This is a genomic window from Streptomyces sp. NPDC002463 (assembly GCF_042889835.1).
GTDB lineage: Bacteria > Actinomycetota > Actinomycetes > Streptomycetales > Streptomycetaceae > Streptomyces > Streptomyces nymphaeiformis.
Window position 1 is genome coordinate 140,449 of the sequence record NZ_JBIARL010000001.1, and the last position, 16,074, is coordinate 156,522.

Annotated in this window: 19 protein-coding genes; 9 read left to right on the forward strand and 10 right to left on the reverse strand. The window is 71.1% G+C overall.

From position 1 onward, the window contains the following. Positions 1-53 precede the first annotated feature (53 nt). Positions 54-239, forward strand: a complete 186-nt coding sequence (locus ACFYX3_RS00550) for a DUF6104 family protein (RefSeq protein ID WP_018102711.1) — start codon at positions 54-56, stop codon at positions 237-239. Positions 240-419: 180 nt separating this feature from the next. Here ACFYX3_RS00550 and ACFYX3_RS00555 read toward each other — a convergent pair whose 3' ends face one another. Continuing rightward, a complete protein-coding gene (locus ACFYX3_RS00555; RefSeq protein ID WP_389006706.1) occupies positions 420-1,238 on the reverse strand; it encodes a hypothetical protein in 819 nt (272 codons plus the stop codon). A gap of 160 nt (positions 1,239-1,398) precedes the next feature. On the opposite strand from ACFYX3_RS00555, the gene ACFYX3_RS00560 reads away from it, so the two are divergent. Together ACFYX3_RS00560 and ACFYX3_RS00565 are read left to right on the forward strand one after the other, a co-directional pair. Next, the gene (locus ACFYX3_RS00560) at positions 1,399-2,274 is read left to right on the forward strand and encodes a DUF4097 domain-containing protein (protein WP_389006709.1); all 876 of its coding nucleotides are present in this window, start codon (positions 1,399-1,401) and stop codon (positions 2,272-2,274) included. A 1-nt stretch (position 2,275) separates the two neighbouring features. Continuing rightward, positions 2,276-3,175, forward strand: a complete 900-nt coding sequence (locus tag ACFYX3_RS00565; RefSeq protein ID WP_389006712.1) for a helix-turn-helix transcriptional regulator — start codon at positions 2,276-2,278, stop codon at positions 3,173-3,175. A 46-nt stretch (positions 3,176-3,221) separates the two neighbouring features. Here ACFYX3_RS00565 and ACFYX3_RS00570 read toward each other — a convergent pair whose 3' ends face one another. The 3 genes from ACFYX3_RS00570 to ACFYX3_RS00580 form a co-directional block, all read right to left on the reverse strand. After that, positions 3,222-4,592 carry a cellulase family glycosylhydrolase gene (locus tag ACFYX3_RS00570; protein WP_389006715.1) on the reverse strand — a complete coding sequence of 457 codons (1,371 nt, stop codon included), beginning with the start codon at positions 4,590-4,592 and terminating at the stop codon, positions 3,222-3,224. Between the two features lie 89 nt (positions 4,593-4,681). Beyond that, entirely contained in the window at positions 4,682-5,647 is a 966-nt protein-coding gene (locus ACFYX3_RS00575; RefSeq protein ID WP_030688786.1) for a zinc-binding dehydrogenase, read from the reverse strand. Positions 5,648-5,966: 319 nt separating this feature from the next. Continuing rightward, complete coding sequence (locus ACFYX3_RS00580; protein ID WP_116158872.1) at positions 5,967-7,175, reverse strand: NADP-dependent malic enzyme; 1,209 nt, start codon at positions 7,173-7,175, stop codon at positions 5,967-5,969. A gap of 536 nt (positions 7,176-7,711) precedes the next feature. Between ACFYX3_RS00580 and ACFYX3_RS00585 the strand changes: the two genes are divergently transcribed. Genes ACFYX3_RS00585 through ACFYX3_RS00595 form a run of 3 tightly spaced genes read left to right on the forward strand, consistent with a single transcriptional unit; the run spans position 7,712 to position 10,420 of the window. Beyond that, a complete protein-coding gene (locus ACFYX3_RS00585; RefSeq protein ID WP_389006723.1) occupies positions 7,712-8,674 on the forward strand; it encodes an ABC transporter substrate-binding protein in 963 nt (320 codons plus the stop codon). Between the two features lie 31 nt (positions 8,675-8,705). Further along, on the forward strand, positions 8,706-9,656 hold the full coding sequence (locus ACFYX3_RS00590; RefSeq protein ID WP_389006727.1) for an amino acid ABC transporter permease: 951 nt from the start codon (positions 8,706-8,708) through the stop codon (positions 9,654-9,656). Beyond that, entirely contained in the window at positions 9,653-10,420 is a 768-nt protein-coding gene (locus ACFYX3_RS00595) for an amino acid ABC transporter ATP-binding protein (RefSeq protein ID WP_376589735.1), read from the forward strand. The genes ACFYX3_RS00590 and ACFYX3_RS00595 overlap by 4 nt, the downstream gene beginning before the upstream one ends. 145 nt (positions 10,421-10,565) lie before the next feature. On the opposite strand, the gene ACFYX3_RS00600 is transcribed toward ACFYX3_RS00595, so the two are convergent. Continuing rightward, complete coding sequence (locus ACFYX3_RS00600; RefSeq protein ID WP_389006732.1) at positions 10,566-11,315, reverse strand: class I SAM-dependent methyltransferase; 750 nt, start codon at positions 11,313-11,315, stop codon at positions 10,566-10,568. A gap of 94 nt (positions 11,316-11,409) precedes the next feature. Here ACFYX3_RS00600 and ACFYX3_RS00605 point away from each other — a divergent pair, with 94 nt between their 5' ends. Further along, positions 11,410-12,039, forward strand: a complete 630-nt coding sequence (locus ACFYX3_RS00605; protein WP_389006736.1) for a CGNR zinc finger domain-containing protein — start codon at positions 11,410-11,412, stop codon at positions 12,037-12,039. Here ACFYX3_RS00605 and sodX read toward each other — a convergent pair. After that, positions 11,943-12,380 (reverse strand): nickel-type superoxide dismutase maturation protease, encoded by a 438-nt coding sequence (sodX, locus tag ACFYX3_RS00610; protein ID WP_389006739.1) that lies wholly within the window; start codon positions 12,378-12,380, stop codon positions 11,943-11,945. The two genes, ACFYX3_RS00605 and sodX, sit on opposite strands and share 97 nt — an antisense overlap. A gap of 161 nt (positions 12,381-12,541) precedes the next feature. On the opposite strand from sodX, the gene sodN reads away from it, so the two are divergent. Beyond that, on the forward strand, positions 12,542-12,937 hold the full coding sequence (gene sodN / locus ACFYX3_RS00615) for a superoxide dismutase, Ni (protein WP_041131199.1): 396 nt from the start codon (positions 12,542-12,544) through the stop codon (positions 12,935-12,937). Positions 12,938-13,035: 98 nt separating this feature from the next. Here sodN and ACFYX3_RS00620 read toward each other — a convergent pair whose 3' ends face one another. Both ACFYX3_RS00620 and ACFYX3_RS00625 read right to left on the reverse strand, forming a co-directional pair. Then, complete coding sequence (locus tag ACFYX3_RS00620; protein ID WP_389006743.1) at positions 13,036-13,512, reverse strand: GNAT family N-acetyltransferase; 477 nt, start codon at positions 13,510-13,512, stop codon at positions 13,036-13,038. After that, positions 13,509-14,477 carry a LysR family transcriptional regulator gene (locus ACFYX3_RS00625; protein WP_385665421.1) on the reverse strand — a complete coding sequence of 323 codons (969 nt, stop codon included), beginning with the start codon at positions 14,475-14,477 and terminating at the stop codon, positions 13,509-13,511. Before ACFYX3_RS00625 ends, ACFYX3_RS00620 begins: the two co-directional genes overlap by 4 nt. Before the next feature lie 184 nt (positions 14,478-14,661). On the opposite strand from ACFYX3_RS00625, the gene snpA reads away from it, so the two are divergent. Then, entirely contained in the window at positions 14,662-15,297 is a 636-nt protein-coding gene (gene snpA, locus ACFYX3_RS00630) for a snapalysin (protein WP_359513643.1), read from the forward strand. Positions 15,298-15,368: 71 nt separating this feature from the next. Here the strand turns inward: snpA and ACFYX3_RS00635 are convergent, their stop codons facing one another. Together ACFYX3_RS00635 and ACFYX3_RS00640 are read right to left on the reverse strand one after the other, a co-directional pair. Then, positions 15,369-15,788 carry a DUF6304 family protein gene (locus ACFYX3_RS00635; protein ID WP_382660899.1) on the reverse strand — a complete coding sequence of 140 codons (420 nt, stop codon included), beginning with the start codon at positions 15,786-15,788 and terminating at the stop codon, positions 15,369-15,371. 42 nt (positions 15,789-15,830) lie between these two features. Continuing rightward, positions 15,831-16,070: a hypothetical protein gene (locus ACFYX3_RS00640; protein ID WP_376594530.1), complete on the reverse strand. Its 240-nt coding sequence runs from the start codon at positions 16,068-16,070 to the stop codon at positions 15,831-15,833. Positions 16,071-16,074: the final 4 nt, after the last annotated feature.

The following is a 16,074-nucleotide window of genomic DNA, read 5'->3' on the forward strand; positions in this document are numbered from 1 at the left end:
GGTGGGACTGACGGGCGACAGGGGACGTGAGGGGTACGGCCTATCCTGATCGCATGTACTTCACCGACCGTGGCATCGAGGAACTGGAGAAGCGGCGCGGCGAGGAGGAGGTCACCTTCGAGTGGCTCGCCGAGCAGCTGCGGACGTTCGTCGACCTCAACCCCGACTTCGAGGTGCCGGTAGAGCGCCTCGCGACCTGGCTGGCCCGTCTGGACGACGACGAGGACGAGGACGAGTAGGAGCTCCCTCCCGGCTGCGGGTCACAGCTCCCGCAGCCGGTCGCGCACTCGGCGATGCCGGTACCGACCGCCGGCTCACCGCTCCCGCAGGCTCCCCAGGCCCGGCGCCCCGGAGTGGGTCGTGCGCTCAGCATTCCCGGAGCCGCCGCACGCTCAGCATTGCCCGGAGCCGCCGCACGCTCACCGCTCCCGCAGCCGGTCGTAGACGAGTCCGAGCGCGCCGTGCGCGACGAGCAGCGCGCCGGCCGTCGCCCAGCCGCCGCTGCGGCGGCCCGCGCCCCAGAGCAGCAGCGGCACCCCCACGAGGAGCTGCGCCCCGTTCAGTACGCGCGCCTTGGGGCCGCGCAGGTACGGGCCGATGGGGCCGTCCTCCACCGCGTCCAGCTCGGCGCGCACGGCATCGAGCCATCCGGTCCGTTCGAGCTGTTCGGCGCCCTCGGCGAGGGCCGCGGCCCGGAGCCGGTCGGCGCTCTCGCCCGGGACGATTCCGGCGGGCAGGGCGAGTCCGGCGCGGGCGAGGACCGCGACGACCCCGACGAGCCGGGCGTGGGCGTCGGCGTCCGGGTCGGGCTCGGTGAGCGGTTCGAGGGCCTGAACGTCCAGGACGGGATCGAGGGCGAGGCGGGCGGCGAAGGTCCGCATGGCCTCGTCCTCGCCGACGGGGGTGCCGTCCGCGAGCCAGGTGTAGCCGACCGCGCGGCGGAAGCCGGCGGCGAGCGTGAGGCCGGCCCGGTCGCGGTCCCACCAGAGCGCGACGACCGGCCGGCCGGCGGCCGGGACGGCGAGGGCGGTGGCCCAGCCGGTGACGACCTGCTCGACGGGCTCCCCGCCGTGCAGCCAGGGCTTCCCCTCCGGTACGAGCACGGTCCACTCGGCGCCCGCGGGGGCGAGGAGCAGCCGTTCCCGGAGGAGTTGGGCCGACGGCCGGACCTCCGGGGGCTCGGCGCGGCAGAGCAGCAGGGCTCCGGCGGGGTGCGGCGGTCCGGGTGTCGCGTTCATGGCCCCACGCTAGGCCAATTTGTCCGTATAAGACCGCGATTACCCCACCCCTGTCAGGGATGAGTCGGGGTCGACTCAGGGTTGACTCCACGAGGCCGCGATATATCGTGTCTATCGAGAAACGCGATATGTTGCGTTGCCGATACGGGAGGTCAGCACCATGACAGAGTGGTCCGTCACCGAGCCGACGAAACTGGCTCCGGCCGACCCCGTGACGCTGCTGCAGGTCCGCATCGTCAACGGCACGGTGAACGTGGTGGGGACGGACGAGAGTTCCGCCCGCGTGGAGATCTCCGAGATCGAGGGCCCGCCTCTGATCGTGACGCAGGACGGCTCCACGCTGACCGTGACCTACGAGGACCTTCACTGGAAGAGCATCCTCAAGTGGTTCGAGCGCAAGGAGTACCGGCGAAAGGCCGTCGTCTCCGTCGCCGTCCCCGCGGGCGTCGACGTCGAGGTGGGCGTGGTCGGCGCCGAGGCGGTCGTCACGGGGATCAGAGGGCGTACGGAGGTGCGCGGCGTCACGGGCGACACCACCCTCCTCGGACTCTCCGGCCCGGTCCGCGCCGAGAGCGTCTCGGGGAACCTGGAGGCCCAGTCGGTCACCGGCGCGCTGCGCGTCAACTCCGTGACCGGAGACGTCACGGTGATCGAGGGCTCGGGCTCCTCCGTGAAGGCCGACACGGTCAGCGGCGACATGGTCATCGACCTCGATCCGACCCGGCTCGACGGACCGCCCGCCGACATCCGGCTCACCAGCGTCTCCGGCGAGGTCGCGATCCGGCTCCCGCACCCGGCCGACGCCCGGGTCGAGGCGAGCACCACGAGCGGCGCCGTGTCGAACGCCTTCGAGGACCTGCGGGTGGGAGGCCAGTGGGGCGCCAAGTCCATCACGGGCACGCTCGGTTCGGGCCGGGGCACGCTCAAGGCGACCACCGTCTCCGGCTCCATCGCCCTGCTCCGCCGCCCCGAGCCCGAGGAGGACGGCGACGCCGCCCCCTCGTCCGACCCCTCCGCGACCGGAAAGGTGCTCTGACATGCCGCCCGTCTTCGCCCACGGACGCCTCCGCCTGTATCTGCTCAAGCTGCTCGACGAGGCCCCGCGCCACGGGTACGAGGTGATCCGCCTCCTGGAGGAGCGCTTCCAGGGGCTGTACGCGCCTTCGGCGGGCACGGTGTACCCGCGCCTCGCCAAGCTGGAGGCCGAGGGGCTCGTCACCCACGCCAGCGAGGGAGGCCGCAAGGTCTACTCGATCACCGACGCCGGCCGCGCCGAGCTGGCCGGGCGCGGCGCCGAACTGGACGACCTGGAGCGGGAGATCCGCGAGTCGGTCTCGGAGCTGGCGGCGGAGATCCGCGAGGACGTGCGGGGCGCGGCCGGCCGGGTGCGGAGCGAGATGCGTGCCGCCGCCGGACAGAACCGCACGGTGGATCCCCCTTCCTTCGCCGAGGCGAAGGAGGAGATGCGCCGCTTCAAACAGGAGTGGAAGCGGCAGGCCCGCGAGGCCCGCGAGGAGGCCCGGTCGGCGCGCCGCCAGGCGAAGGAGTTCCAGCGCGTCGCCCAGCAGGTGCAGGACGAGGTCCAGGACCGGTTCGCGCGGGGCGACTGGCCCAAGGGGGTCTGGGAGGGGATCTCGGGCATCACGGCCCAGCTCGGCGACCTGGTGACGGGCACGACCCATCCGAAGGCCGCGACGCCGGATCCCCGGTTCGCGAAGGCCCCGGCCGGCGAGGCGCCGGAATGGGCGCGGGACACGACGGACTCGGGCGACCCGGCCCGCGACCTCGACCGCCTCCTCGACCGCTTCCGCGACGAGATCCGCGACGCGGCCCGCGACCACGGCGTGACGGAGGACCAACTCAGGGAAACCCGCGACCACTTGTCGACAGCGGCGACCCACATCACGGCCCTCCTCCACCCGGAGAGAAAGAGCTGACGGGGCCGGGGCCCCGCCCGGGCCCCGACCCCCCTCCCCCGGGGCCTCAGCCGCGCGTGACCGTCACCGTCACCCGGGCGCCAGGGGTCGCGAGGATCAGGGCTCGGCCTCGGTCCTTGCGGAGCACCAGCGCGGCACCGCGGGCCGTCACGCGCCAGTCGCCGGGCGGCAGGGAGAGTTCGGTGACGCGGGAGCCGCGCCGGGAGGCCGCTTCGTACGACAGGCGGTAGACCCCGGACGACGGGTCGTACGACGCGGAGCGGACCCGGCCCGCGACCGCCTCCGCGTACGGCTCGGCGGTCAGCTCCTTGTTCGTGCGGAAGGCTCCGGCGCCGTCCACGGCGCAGTAGCCGCCGCCGTAGCACCACTCCCAGCCGGTCCAGCCGGAGCCGTAGCGGCCGAGGGAGGCCATGGCCTCGCGGTAGAAGCGGTTCATGTTCGGCAGGGAGTTGTTGAGCGGCCCCCACTCCCCCACGATCACGGGCACCTTGTACTCCTTCGGGTACTGGGTGACCGCCGCCTCGTAGTTCTCGATCCAGCCGGCCGACGGGTCGTAGTCGCCGCCCGCCTCCATGGTGCCGTTGTAGAAGTGGGGGGCGTAGACGACCTTCGGGTCGTCGATCCGCCCCAGACCGGTGGGCACGCCCTCGCCCACGATCGGGGTCGGCTCGACGAAGACCCACCCGTCCTTGTCGACCGAACGGATCGCGTCCGCGATCCGGTTGTACATCGGGGTGATCTGGTCGCGTTCGATGCGCCGGGCTGCCGTCGCGAGGTCCTCGCCCTCGCGGAGCTCGCCCATCGGCTCGTTGATGAGGTCGTAGCCGAGCACGGCCGGGTGGTCCTCGAAGCGGTCGGCGAGCACCCGCCACATGCGGGCCTGGGCGCGCTGCAGGTCGGCGTCCTCGTAGAGGTGGGTGAAGGCGCGCTGGACGGCGGGCTCGAAGTACTGGGAGAACCAGTCGTCGGGGTGCGGGGTGAACGGCAGCCCGTCGGTCCTGGTTGCCCACGCCGGAATGCCCCGGGAGCCGAAGGCGGGCCCGTAGACGTCCTGGTGGGCGTCGAGGATGACCTTGACGTCGTACTTCTGGGCCCAGTCCAGGACCCGTTCGATCTTGCTCAGGTACGCCTGGCTGTACTGGCCGGGCCGGGGCTCCAGGTCGTCCCAGAAGACCAGGACCCGGGCGGTGTTGAAGCCCTTGGCCCGCATGTCGCGGAAGTACTTCTCCGTGATTCCGGAGAGGGCGGAGTCGCCGCTGTGCGACTTGTCCGCGACGTTCCAGCCGCGCAGGGTGAGGACCCGGCCGCGTGAGTCGGTGAGGGCGGGTATCGCGTCACCGCCGGTCTCCGCCCTGGCGGCGGTCGGGGCGAGCAGCGAGGCGACGACGACGGTCGCCGCGAGGGTGGTTCGCAACAAGGAGGCCTCCGGCACGACAAGGTGAGCGATGTTCACGTTTCTCGTGCCGGAGATCCCATCAGGTCGACCGACCTACTTCAAGATGTCGGTCAGGAGGTCTTCAGAACGATCTTTCCGAAGAGCTCGCCGGAGGCCATCTTCTCGAAGCCCTCGCGCGCCCGGTCCAGCGGCAGGACCTCGTCGATCACCGGCCGGAGGCCCGTCGCCGCGCAGAAGGAGAGGAGGTCCTCCAGCTCGTCCTTGGAGCCCATGGTCGAGCCGACGACCTTCAGCTCCAGGAAGAAGATCCGGGTCAGCTCGGCGTGCGAGGGACGGTCGCCGCTCGTGGCGCCCGAGATGACGAGCGTGCCGCCGGGCCGCAGGGACTTGACCGAGTGCGACCAGGTGGCGGCGCCGACGGTCTCGATGACGGCGTCCACCCGCTGCGGGAGCCGCGCCCCCGGCTCGTACGCCTCGACGGCGCCGAGCTCGACGGCCCGCTTCCGCTTGGCCTCGTCGCGGCTGGTGGCGAAGACCCGAAGGCCGGCCGCCTTGCCGAGGGCGATCGCGGCGGTGGCGACGCCGCCGCCCGCGCCCTGCACGAGCACGGAGTCGCCGGGCCGCACGCCGGCGTTGGTGAAGAGCATGCGGTAGGCGGTCAGCCAGGCGGTGGGGAGGCAGGCGGCCTCCTCGAAGGACAGCTCCTTCGGCTTGCGCAGCACGTTCCAGCTGGGGACGGTCACGCGCTCGGCGAAGGTGCCCTGGTAGCGCTCGGTGAGGATGGATCGGGGCTCGTCCGGACCGACGCCGTGGCCCGTCTGGCCGATGACGGAGTGCAGGACGACCTCGTTGCCGTCCTCGTCGATGCCGGCGGCGTCGCAGCCGAGGATCATCGGCAGCTTCTCCTCGGGCAGTCCGACCCCGCGCAGCGACCACAGGTCGTGGTGGTTGAGCGAGGCGGCCTTGACGGTGACGGTGGTCCACCCGGGCCGCGCCTCGGGTTCGGGACGTTCGCCCAATTCGAGGCCGTTCAGGGGCTGGTCGCGGTCGATTCGGGCAGCGTAGGCAGCGAACATGGCCCCGACCCTAGGGCGCCTCCGGTACGTGACGGAACCACGCCCCGGTGTGACCCGTGTCGCCTGGACAGAGCCGGACCGACACGCAACCGGACCCGACGCGACCGCACCACACACCGCACCACACCGCACCACACCGCACCACACCGCACCACACCGGATCGGACGGCACCGCACCCGATCCCGCGACACCGCACCGCGCCCTACGGCACCCGCTGCAGCACCCGCCCGCATCAGACGGCCCCGCACACCCCCCGCACGCCGAAGGGCCCCGTCCGGTGCAGTCCGGAACAGGGCCCTTCGGTGGAGGCGAACCGCGTCAGCGGCGGGCGACGCCCTCGGCGCGGGCGGCTGCGGCGACCGCGGCCGCGACGGCCGGGGCGACCCGCTCGTCGAACGGCGACGGGATCACGCAGTCGGCGGCGAGCTCGTCGCCCACGACGTCCGCGATGGCGTTGGCCGCGGCGATCTTCATGCCCTCGGTGATCCGGGAGGCCCGGACCTGGAGCGCGCCGGCGAAGATGCCGGGGAACGCGAGGACGTTGTTGATCTGGTTCGGGTAGTCCGAACGGCCGGTCGCCACGACGGCCGCGTACTTGTGCGCGACGTCGGGGTGGACCTCGGGGTTCGGGTTGGCCATGGCGAACACGAAGGAGTTCGGGGCCATCGCGGCGACGGCCGCCTCGGGGACCGTACCGCCGGAGACGCCGATGAAGACGTCCGCGCCGGCCAGGGCGCTCTCCAGGGAGCCGCTGAGGCCCGCCTTGTTGGTGAGCTCGGCGATCTCGCGCTTGACGTCCGTGAGGTCCTCACGGTCGCGGCTGACGATGCCCTTGCGGTCGGCGACGGCGACGTCGCCGAGGCCGGCCTCGAGGAGGAACTTCGCGATGGCCACACCGGCCGCGCCGGCGCCGGAGATGACACCGCGCAGGTCGCCGAGGGTCCGGCCGGTCAGCTTCGCCGCGTTGCGGAGGGCCGCGAGCGTGACGATCGCGGTGCCGTGCTGGTCGTCATGGAAGACCGGGATGTCGAGGCGCTCCTGGAGCTTGCGCTCGATCTCGAAGCACCGCGGGGCCGAGATGTCCTCCAGGTTCACCCCGCCGAAGGAGGGGGCGAGCCGGACGACGGTCTCGACGATCTCGTCGGTGTCGGTGGTGGCGAGGGCGATCGGGACCGCGTCCACGCCGCCGAACTGCTTGAAGAGGATGGCCTTCCCCTCCATGACCGGGAGGGAGGCCTCCGGGCCGATGTCGCCGAGGCCGAGGACGGCCGTGCCGTCGGTCACGACGGCCACGACCTGGGACTTCCAGGTGTAGTCGTTGACCAGCTCGGGCTGCTCGGCGATCGCGGTGCACACCTTGGCGACGCCGGGCGTGTACGCGAGGGACAGGTCGTCCTTGTCCCGCAGGGGGACGGTGGCCGCCACGGCCATCTTGCCGCCCCGGTGAAGGGCGAAGACAGGATCGAAGGGCTCCTCGGGAGCTTCCGTACCGCTGTCGTTGTGAGGATTGACGATTTCCGCTGCCATTGGGTTGACCCCTTGAGTCTGCTGCATTTGAGGGTTGGCCGCTCCTGGTGTGGAGCGGTGGGCGGGTCCCGCGGCCGCCGTGTCTGGCAGCCGCGCGGGCGCGCCGCACAACGCGCCCTGAGCCCCGGATGAGGGGTGTAAGGATCCTTCTTACCGGACAGACGGCACCGCAGACGAGTCCATATCCGCTCGGTGACGCGACTCATACCGAGTGCGTCCGGACACGGACGGAGAACGACACGTCACCCGATGTCCCGATAGATGGTTTCCGCACCCGATTGGCGGCCTTCCCATCGTCCGAATGGCGAGATGAACCGCAGATTTTTCGGTGACGGGGAAGGGATTCCGCAGAAGATCCGGCCCTGATGTACCGGCCTGTCGGGATTTCGGGGTCACCTGTTATCCGATTTTGACATCCGTGGCCGTCGGTTTGTGGCAGTCCGAATGGCAAGATGCCGTAATCACACGAGGTCGCGACACTCGAAGTTGTGTACGTGACCACCTGGCAGCACTTCACACGCCGGAGGAACCCGACCATGACCGCACGCTCCACGCGTTGTACGACCGCCAAGACCCGCACGTCCCGTCTTGCCGCGGTCGCCGCCATCGCGGTCGCCGGCTCGATGCTGCTGACCGCCTGTGGCGACCAGACCGAGAGCGCGGGCGGCACGAAGGAGTCCGGCTCGGCCGCCGCGAGCAAGGCCCCGCTCTTCGCGAAGCTCCCCGCCGACATCCAGAAGGCGGGTGTCATCAAGGTCGGCACGGACGCCTCGTACGCCCCGATGGAGTTCACCGACGGCGGCAAGATCGTCGGCGTCGACCCGGACCTCGGCGAGGCCCTCAGCAAGCAACTGGGCGTCAAGCTCGAGTTCGTCTCCGGCACCTTCGACGGCCTGATCACCTCGATCTACACCGGCCGCCAGCAGCTGATCATGTCCTCGATGACGGACAACAAGAAGCGCCAGGAGGGCCTGGACGACAACGGGAAGAAGATCGGCAAGGGCATCGACTTCGTCGACTACTTCAGCTCCGGCGTCTCCCTGCTGGTCAAGAAGGGCAACCCGCAGGGCGTCAACTCCCTCGACGACCTCTGCGGCAAGACCGTCGCCGTCCAGCGCGGCACGATCTACGAGGACACCTTCAAGGCGCAGGCCACCAAGTGCGGTGACAAGAAGCTGACCATCCAGGCCTTCGACACCGACGCCGAGGCCCAGACCCGCGTGAAGGCCGGCGGCGCGGTCGCCGACCTGAACGACTACCCGGTCGCCTCGTACATCGCGAAGACCTCGGGCGGCGGCAACGACTTCGAGGTCGTCGGCAGCCAGAGCGACGTCGGCCTCTTCGGCATCGGCGTCTCGAAGGACAACACCCAGCTGCGCGACGCCGTCAAGGAAGCCCTGGACGCGATCATCAAGGACGGCTCCTACACTGAGGTCCTGAAGAAGTGGGACGTCGAGGACAGTGCGGTCAAGTCGGCCACGATCAACGCCGGCAAGTGACCTCTCCTCGTACCACTGAAGGGCAGTCGTCATGACTGACAAGATCAGCAAGGACCCGGCCGCCGCTCCGGCCGGGCCCTCCCCCTCGGGTCTCCCGTACGAGGCGATCAAGGCCATTCCCGTGCGCCACTACGGCCGCTGGGTCAGCGCCGTCGTGGTCGTGGTCCTCCTCGGCTGGCTCGTCTACGCCTTCTCCCAGGGCGATGTCGTCTGGGCGACGGTGTGGGACAAGGTGTTCGACCCGTCCGTGATCAGCGGCATGTGGAACACCATCATCATCAGCATCTCGGCGATGGCCCTGGGTCTCGTCCTCGGCATCCTCTTCGCCGTGATGCGGCTCTCCAAGAACCCGGTGACCGGCGCGGTCGCCTGGCTCTACATCTGGTTCTTCCGCGGCACCCCGGTCTACGTCCAGCTGCTCGTCTGGTTCAACCTGTCGCTGATCTTCCACTACATCAACCTCGGTCCGATCTACAAGAACGAGACCGTGGACGTCATGACGCCGTTCATGGTGGCCCTGCTCGGCCTCGGCCTGAACGAGGGCGCCTACATGGCGGAGATCGTCCGTGCCGGCATCCAGTCGGTCGACGAGGGCCAGACCGAGGCGGCGCACGCGCTGGGCATGTCCTCGACGAAGACCATGGGCCGCATCGTGCTCCCGCAGGCCATGCGCGTGATCGTGCCGCCGACGGGCAACGAGTTCATCAACATGCTGAAGACCTCGTCACTGGTCTCGGCCGTGCAGTACACCGAGCTCCTGCGCGCCTCGTCGAACATCGGCAACACGGCCGGCGCCGTCATGGAGATGCTCTTCGTCGCCTCCATCTGGTACCTGGCGCTGACCAGCGTGTTCAGCGTCGGCCAGTACTACCTGGAGCGCCGCTTCGCCCGCGGTTCGACGCGCAACCTGCCGCCCACCCCGTGGCAGCGCGTCAAGAAGAATGTGATCACGTTCAAGCGTTCCCCGGAGGGTGCGGCATGACCGGTCAGCCCATGGTCAAGGCCGAAGGCGTCCACAAGTCCTACGGCGCGGCCCACATCCTCCGCGGCATCGACCTGGAGGTGCAGAACGGCGAGGTCTTCTGCCTCGTCGGCCCCTCCGGCTCCGGAAAGTCGACCTTCCTGCGCTGCATCAACCACCTGGAGCGCATCGACGGCGGCCGGCTCTCCGTCGACGGCGAGCTGGTGGGCTACAAGCAGAAGGGCGACAAGCTCTACGAGCTGAAGGACAGCGAGGTCGCGGTCCAGCGCCGTGACATCGGCATGGTCTTCCAGCGCTTCAACCTCTTCCCGCACATGACGGCCCTGGCCAACGTCATGGAGGCGCCCATCCAGGTGAAGGGCGAGTCCAAGGCCGTGGCGCGCGAGCGGGCCGAGCGCCTGCTCGACCGGGTCGGCCTCGGCGACAAGATGGGCAACTACCCGTCGCAGCTCTCCGGCGGCCAGCAGCAGCGTGTGGCCATCGCCCGCGCGCTGGCGATGGAGCCGAAGCTGATGCTCTTCGACGAGCCGACGTCCGCGCTCGACCCGGAGCTCGTGGGTGACGTCCTCGACGTCATGCGGGACCTTGCGGAGTCGGGCATGACGATGATCGTCGTCACGCACGAGATGGGCTTCGCCCGCGAGGTCGGCGACTCGCTGGTCTTCATGGACGGCGGCGTCGTGGTCGAGGCGGGCAACCCGCGGGACGTCCTGACGAACCCGCAGCAGGACCGTACGAAGGCGTTCCTCTCGAAGGTGCTCTGAGACGCGGCAGAAGGGGCGGTGGGGGGGCCGGGGGGCCCCCCCCCCCCCCCTGGGGCCCCCCCGGGGTCAACCGCGCGGGGGGGGGGGGGGGGGGGGGGGGGGGGCCCGGGGGCCCCCCCCCCCCCCCCTTCTGCGTCCCCTCGGGCTACTTCACGGCGAGGAGGAGGGTGTCGGAGGGCGAGGCCCAGACCGGCCGGGCCTCGCCGAAGCCGGCGGCGCGCAGGGCCTCGGCGTGCCAGCGGGGCGAGGGCGTGTCGCCGTCGGCGTGCTCGCCGTAGATCTCGAAGCGGCGGGCGGTGGGCCCGGCGAGGACCGGGTCCTGGGCGGCGAGGGCCCACCAGTCGGCCCAGTCGAGGACCCCGGCGGCCTTCTCCCGGTCCATGCGGGCGTGCCGCTGGGCGCGCTCTGCGGCGTTGATGCGAGGCGTGGCCTCGTCGATCATGTGGTCGGCGTTCATGAAGACCCCGCCCTCGCGGACGAGACCGGCCAGCTGCCCGTAGAGGACGGTCAGGGGCTCGCTGTGGAGCCAGTGGAGGGCGGTGGCGGTCAGAACGGCGTCGTACGAGCCGTACGGCAGGCTCTCGGCCCACGAGGGGTCCTTGAGGTCGGCGGTCACGAAGGTGACGCGCTCGTCGCCCGCGAAGGAGCCCTCGGCGATGGCGAGGAGGGCCGGGTCGAGGTCGACGCCGATACTGGTCGCGTCGGGGAACCGCCGGAGCAGCCGGCTCGTAATACTCCCCGTACCGCACGCGAGGTCGAGGACGCGGGGCTTCGGTCCCACCAGCGCCTCGACCATGTCGAGCATCACGCGGAACCGCTCCTCACGGTCCGGCATGTACCACTCCTGCTGACGGTCCCAGCTCTGCTGCCAGCCCGCCCAGTCGGTTCCGGTCATGACCTGTCCTCCCCGCGTTCGTAATACCCTCGAAGGGGAAACAGGCGTTACCCCTTCCGAGCGAGACACTAGCCCGCCGAAGTAAGGACTACAAGTGGAACTGGCCCATTACTCGGACTTCGCCGTACGTCTGGTCAACACCGAGGAGCCGGCCCGCAACAAGGACACCCTGACCTCCGTCGAGGTGCTCCGGGACCTCTTCGGCCCCGCCACGCAGATGGCCAGGAGGGTCACGGAGGCCGACCTGCCGCGCTTCCGCACGGTGCGGGCCCGCCTCCGGGCGGTCTTCGCCGCGGCCGACGAGGGCAACCACACGGGCGCGGTGGACCTGCTGAACTCGCTCCTCCTGGAGTTCCCCGTCAGCCCTCAGATCTCCGGCCACGACACCCTCGACGAGGAGGGCCGGCCCCGGTGGCACATGCACCTCGCCGACCACTCCTCGAACGCGACCACGGGCTACGCCGCCATCTCGGCGATGGGCCTCGCCTTCCACCTGACGGAGTTCGGCGCGGACCGGCTCGGCCTCTGCCAGGCGCCGCCCTGCCGCAACGCCTACCTGGACACCTCCACCAACCGCTCCCGCCGCTACTGCTCGGACCGCTGCGCGACCCGCGCCAACGTGGCCGCCTACCGGGCCCGCAAGCGCCTGGAGGCCGAACGGTCGGACCAGACGGGCCTGACCGAGGACACCAGCCAGGAGAGCATCACGGCCGGCGAACGCTGACGCCCCGGCGTCACCGGCCGGTACCGCGCCCGCACCCGCCCGAGAACCAGATCGGGCGGTACGGCCCCGAAGACGCGGCTGTCCCCCTCGGCGTCCGGGTTGTCGCCCAGCACCCACCAGCCGCCGTCACGTCGCTCGATCAGCCGCTTCACGATGAGCAGATCCTGCTGGAGCGGATGCCGCAGCACGGCCACGACTCCGGGCCGCAGCCGGGCCCCGTACTGCACGAGCAACTGATCCCCGTGCAACAGCGTGGGGACCATGGAAATCCCGGTCACCTCGGCGATCCCGAACGGCGGCGAACTCGCCTCGGCCACCCGCTCCCGCCCCGATCCCGTCACTGGGCACCTCCCGCTCCACGCCGAGTCGACTCGTTCACTCATCCACTCGACCCATACTGACCCTGGACTTTTGACCTAAGCCCCAGGGGGCGCCCGCGAAAACGCCCTTCTCACCGAGTAATGTCCCACCTGAGAAGACGATCACGAGGAAGGACGGCTCAATGCTCTCCCGCCTGTTTGCCCCCAAGGTGAAGGTCAGCGCCCACTGCGACCTCCCGTGCGGCGTGTACGACCCCGCCCAGGCCCGCATCGAGGCCGAGTCCGTCAAGGCTGTCCAGGAGAAGTACCTGGCCAACGAGGACCCGCACTTCCGCGCGCGCGCCACGGTCATCAAGGAGCAGCGCGCCGAGCTCGCCAAGCACCACGTCTCGGTGCTCTGGAGCGACTACTTCAAGGCCCCGCACTTCGAGAAGTACCCCGAGCTCAACCAGCTGGTCAACGACACCCTGAAGGCCCTCTCGGCCGCCAAGGCGTCGACGGACCCGAAGACGGGCGAGAAGGCGCTGGAGCTCATCGCCGAGATCGACCGCATCTTCTGGGAGACGAAGAAGGCCTGACCTTCCGATTCCCTTCCGGAGGGGTACGACCGCTCGGCGGTCGTACCCCTCCGGGCGTTCGGGGACGGAACGGGAGACGGCCGGGGCTTCGGGACGCCCTACGCCTCCGTCGGCAGCGTGTAGCGCCGTTTCTCCTTCGAGGTGGCGCCCAGGCGGTCGTAGAAGCGGATCGCGTTCTCGTTCCAGGTAGGGGTCTGCCACTGGAGTTCCGGGAGGCCCAGGGTGCGGGCCTCTGTGCGGAGGGCTTCCATCAGGAGGGGGCCGAGGCCGTGGCCTCGGGAGGGTTCCGTGAGGTAGAGGCAGTCCATGTGGAGGTACTCCGTGCCGTCCCAGGTGGAGAGCTCCGGGGCGCAGGTGGCGTAGCCCGCGAGGGTGCCGTCGGGGAGGGCGGCCACGAAGCAGCGGAGGCGGGGCGGCTCGGGGCCGAAGAGGAGGGCGGCGAGGCGGTCCGTCAGGCCCGGGGCCGGGGGTGCGGCCTTCTCGTACGCGGCGTGTTCGGTGATGAGTTCGACGACGCGGGGGAGGTCCTCCGGGCGCGCGTGGCGTACCTCTGCCCGGCCGGGATCTTCGCTCATACGGTCATCATGCACGGCCCCACCGACAGCGTGGCCGTCTCGCCCTGGCGGCGGAGCCACTCGCGGTACGGGGCCGCCCGCAGGGCCACCTCCCGGTAGGCCGCCGCGAGTTCGCCGTACAGCACGTCCAGGGGTGCCCCCGGGCGCCCGTACAGCAGGAGCCGGACGCCCAGCGGGTCGCCGCGCAGGGGCCGGATGGCCATGTCCTCGCGCGGGCCCGAGGTGGGCTGGCAGGGGGCGACGGCCTCGCCGAGGACGATGAGCGAGGCGGCCGTGTGGTAGTCGCCGTGCAGCAGGGGCGGGTCGATGCCGGCGGCGTCGAGGACCCGCCGGAGGCCGTCCCATTCGCCGTCGACGGTCGGGTCGACCATCCAGTGGTCGGCGGCGAGGTCGGCGAGGTCCACGACGGGGCGGGCGGCGGCCGGATGGTCGTGGGCCATGGAGATGAACTGCGGTTCGCGGTCCACGAGGATCCGGCCCGTCAGGCCTTCGGGGACCCGTAGGGGGCAGCCCTCCACCTCGTGCACGAAGGCCACGTCGAGCTGCCCGGCGGCGACCGTGCGCAGCAGCGCGTTGGCGGAGACGTCCACCCGGAGGCCGACGTCCGTGTCCGGCAGCCGCTGCCGGAGCCGGCGCAGCCAGCCCGGGAGCGCCCGGCTGGCGGTGGAGCCGACGCGGAGTCCGGGTCCGTCGGCGCGGGCGGCCGCCGCCCGGGTCTCGGTGACGAGCGCGGCCATGTCGGCGACCAGGGGCCGGGCCCGGCTGAGCAGGGAGCGGCCGAGCGGGGTGGGGCGGCAGCCGGTGCGGCCGCGGGAGAAGAGTTCGGCGCCGAGGGAGTTCTCGATCCGGCGCAGCTGGGTGGTCAACGAGGGCTGGCTGACGCCGAGTTGCCGGGCCGCCTTGTGCAGGCTTCCCGTGTCCGCGATGGCGCAGAGCGCGCGCAGGTGTCTCACCTCCAGCTCCATGCCCCGAGGGTAGGGCGGGGCGTGGAGTCGCACCAGACGACCGGCCGCCCTCAATTGCCTTTGATTTCAAGGCAGTTGAGTGTCACGGATCACCTGATGCCGTGGGGTTATCGGTGGTTGGCATCATCCCCGCGCGGGCCCGCTCCCCCGAGACTCTCTCCGACACCAACAGGAGGAGCCCCCCATGCGTCACCCCAAGGTCCTCACCTCCGTGCTGACCGCCGCCCTCGGTCTCGGTCTCGCCGCTTCCCTCGGTACGGCCCCGGCGGCAGCGGTCGGCACGGGCACCCTCACACAGAACTACGCCGGTTCGGCCGAGGAGGCCAAGGCCAACCAGGCCTTCTTCGACGCCGTCGTGAAGTCGGTGGCGAAGAAGCGGGCCGCCGTCCCCGGCGCGACCGCCGTCACCGTCGTCTACAGCACCGCCAACGCGCCGAGCTTCCGCACCCAGATCGCCCGCTCGGCGCAGATATGGAACAGCTCGGTGGCGAACGTCCGGCTCGTCGAGGGCAGCAACCCCGACTTCGCCTACTACGAGGGCAACGACTCCCGCGGCTCGTACGCCAGCACCGACGGCCACGGCAGCGGCTACATCTTCCTCGACTACCGGCAGAACCAGCAGTACAACTCGACCCGGGTCACGGCCCACGAGACCGGGCACGTCCTCGGGCTCCCGGACCACTACAGCGGCCCGTGCAGCGAGTTGATGTCGGGCGGCGGCCCCGGCACGTCCTGCCAGAACGCCCAGCCGAACGCGCAGGAGCGGTCCCGCGTCGACCAGTTGTGGCGTTACGGTCTCGCCTCCGCGTTCAAGGGCTGACCAGGAGTCGCGCAAGACGGTGGCGCCCCCTCCCCGGGGCGCCACCGTTCGCCGTCTCGGGCCGCCCGGCCTCAGGCCGCCTGGAGGAGCCTGCGGCCGAAGTCCGCGCCGGGCGGCAGCTGGCTCCGCACCCGCTCCAGGGCTCCGTCGAAGTCGCCCCCCGCGACGCACGCCTCGAAGGCGGCGCCGCCGTAGTGCAGCGTCAGGCTGAGGTCGGCGCGCTCACCGAGCGTCAGCAGGCAGGCCAGCGTGGCCTGCTGGGCGGCGCCGTCCACGACGACGGGGAGCGGCAGGTCCCACTCCAGGACGCAGCCCGTGAGGGCCCGCCCGCCCTCGTCGGCGGCACTGAGCGCGGCGAAGCTCTCGCCCGTGTACTCGATCCCCCTGATCCGGGTGGCGACGTGCCGCCCGTCGGCCGTGATGACGATCGCTTCCGCGCCGCTGCGGTCCCGGTACCAGCCGGTCCAGACTTCTGTCGACTCCGATGACATGCGCGGACTGTAGCGGTCTGACCGGCTCCGCCGCGCGCCCGGTCACCCCGGGGCCGGACTTCTCCCGATCTCGCCGTTCTTGCCGGTCACGTGCGTGGTAGCGGCTTCCGCACCCTCGTAGAGCGGGCAGTCGGGGTTGCGGCAGGGCTGCACCTCCCACTCCGGCACCCAGGCCCCGAGGACCTTGTGCCGGGTGGCCACCGTGCCGAGCGGTTCGCCGCAGGCCGGGCAGTGCCGCTCGGCGAGGGGGTCCCGCGTCGTGCGGGGCGTCTCCTCACCCATGCAT

Excerpts from the sequence above, each read along its gene's own strand:
- ACFYX3_RS00550 (WP_018102711.1), top strand. The coding sequence starts at position 54 with ATGTACTTCACCGACCGTGGCATCGAGGAACTGGAGAAGCGGCGCGGC.
- ACFYX3_RS00555 (WP_389006706.1), bottom strand. The coding sequence starts at position 1,238 with ATGAACGCGACACCCGGACCGCCGCACCCCGCCGGAGCCCTGCTGCTC.
- ACFYX3_RS00560 (WP_389006709.1), top strand. The coding sequence starts at position 1,399 with ATGACAGAGTGGTCCGTCACCGAGCCGACGAAACTGGCTCCGGCCGAC.
- ACFYX3_RS00565 (WP_389006712.1), top strand. The coding sequence starts at position 2,276 with ATGCCGCCCGTCTTCGCCCACGGACGCCTCCGCCTGTATCTGCTCAAG.
- ACFYX3_RS00575 (WP_030688786.1), bottom strand. The coding sequence starts at position 5,647 with ATGTTCGCTGCCTACGCTGCCCGAATCGACCGCGACCAGCCCCTGAAC.
- ACFYX3_RS00580 (WP_116158872.1), bottom strand. The coding sequence starts at position 7,175 with ATGGCAGCGGAAATCGTCAATCCTCACAACGACAGCGGTACGGAAGCT.
- ACFYX3_RS00585 (WP_389006723.1), top strand. The coding sequence starts at position 7,712 with ATGACCGCACGCTCCACGCGTTGTACGACCGCCAAGACCCGCACGTCC.
- ACFYX3_RS00590 (WP_389006727.1), top strand. The coding sequence starts at position 8,706 with ATGACTGACAAGATCAGCAAGGACCCGGCCGCCGCTCCGGCCGGGCCC.
- ACFYX3_RS00595 (WP_376589735.1), top strand. The coding sequence starts at position 9,653 with ATGACCGGTCAGCCCATGGTCAAGGCCGAAGGCGTCCACAAGTCCTAC.
- ACFYX3_RS00600 (WP_389006732.1), bottom strand. The coding sequence starts at position 11,315 with ATGACCGGAACCGACTGGGCGGGCTGGCAGCAGAGCTGGGACCGTCAG.
- sodN (WP_041131199.1), top strand. The coding sequence starts at position 12,542 with ATGCTCTCCCGCCTGTTTGCCCCCAAGGTGAAGGTCAGCGCCCACTGC.
- ACFYX3_RS00620 (WP_389006743.1), bottom strand. The coding sequence starts at position 13,512 with ATGAGCGAAGATCCCGGCCGGGCAGAGGTACGCCACGCGCGCCCGGAG.
- ACFYX3_RS00625 (WP_385665421.1), bottom strand. The coding sequence starts at position 14,477 with ATGGAGCTGGAGGTGAGACACCTGCGCGCGCTCTGCGCCATCGCGGAC.
- snpA (WP_359513643.1), top strand. The coding sequence starts at position 14,662 with ATGCGTCACCCCAAGGTCCTCACCTCCGTGCTGACCGCCGCCCTCGGT.
- ACFYX3_RS00635 (WP_382660899.1), bottom strand. The coding sequence starts at position 15,788 with ATGTCATCGGAGTCGACAGAAGTCTGGACCGGCTGGTACCGGGACCGC.
- ACFYX3_RS00640 (WP_376594530.1), bottom strand. The coding sequence starts at position 16,070 with ATGGGTGAGGAGACGCCCCGCACGACGCGGGACCCCCTCGCCGAGCGG.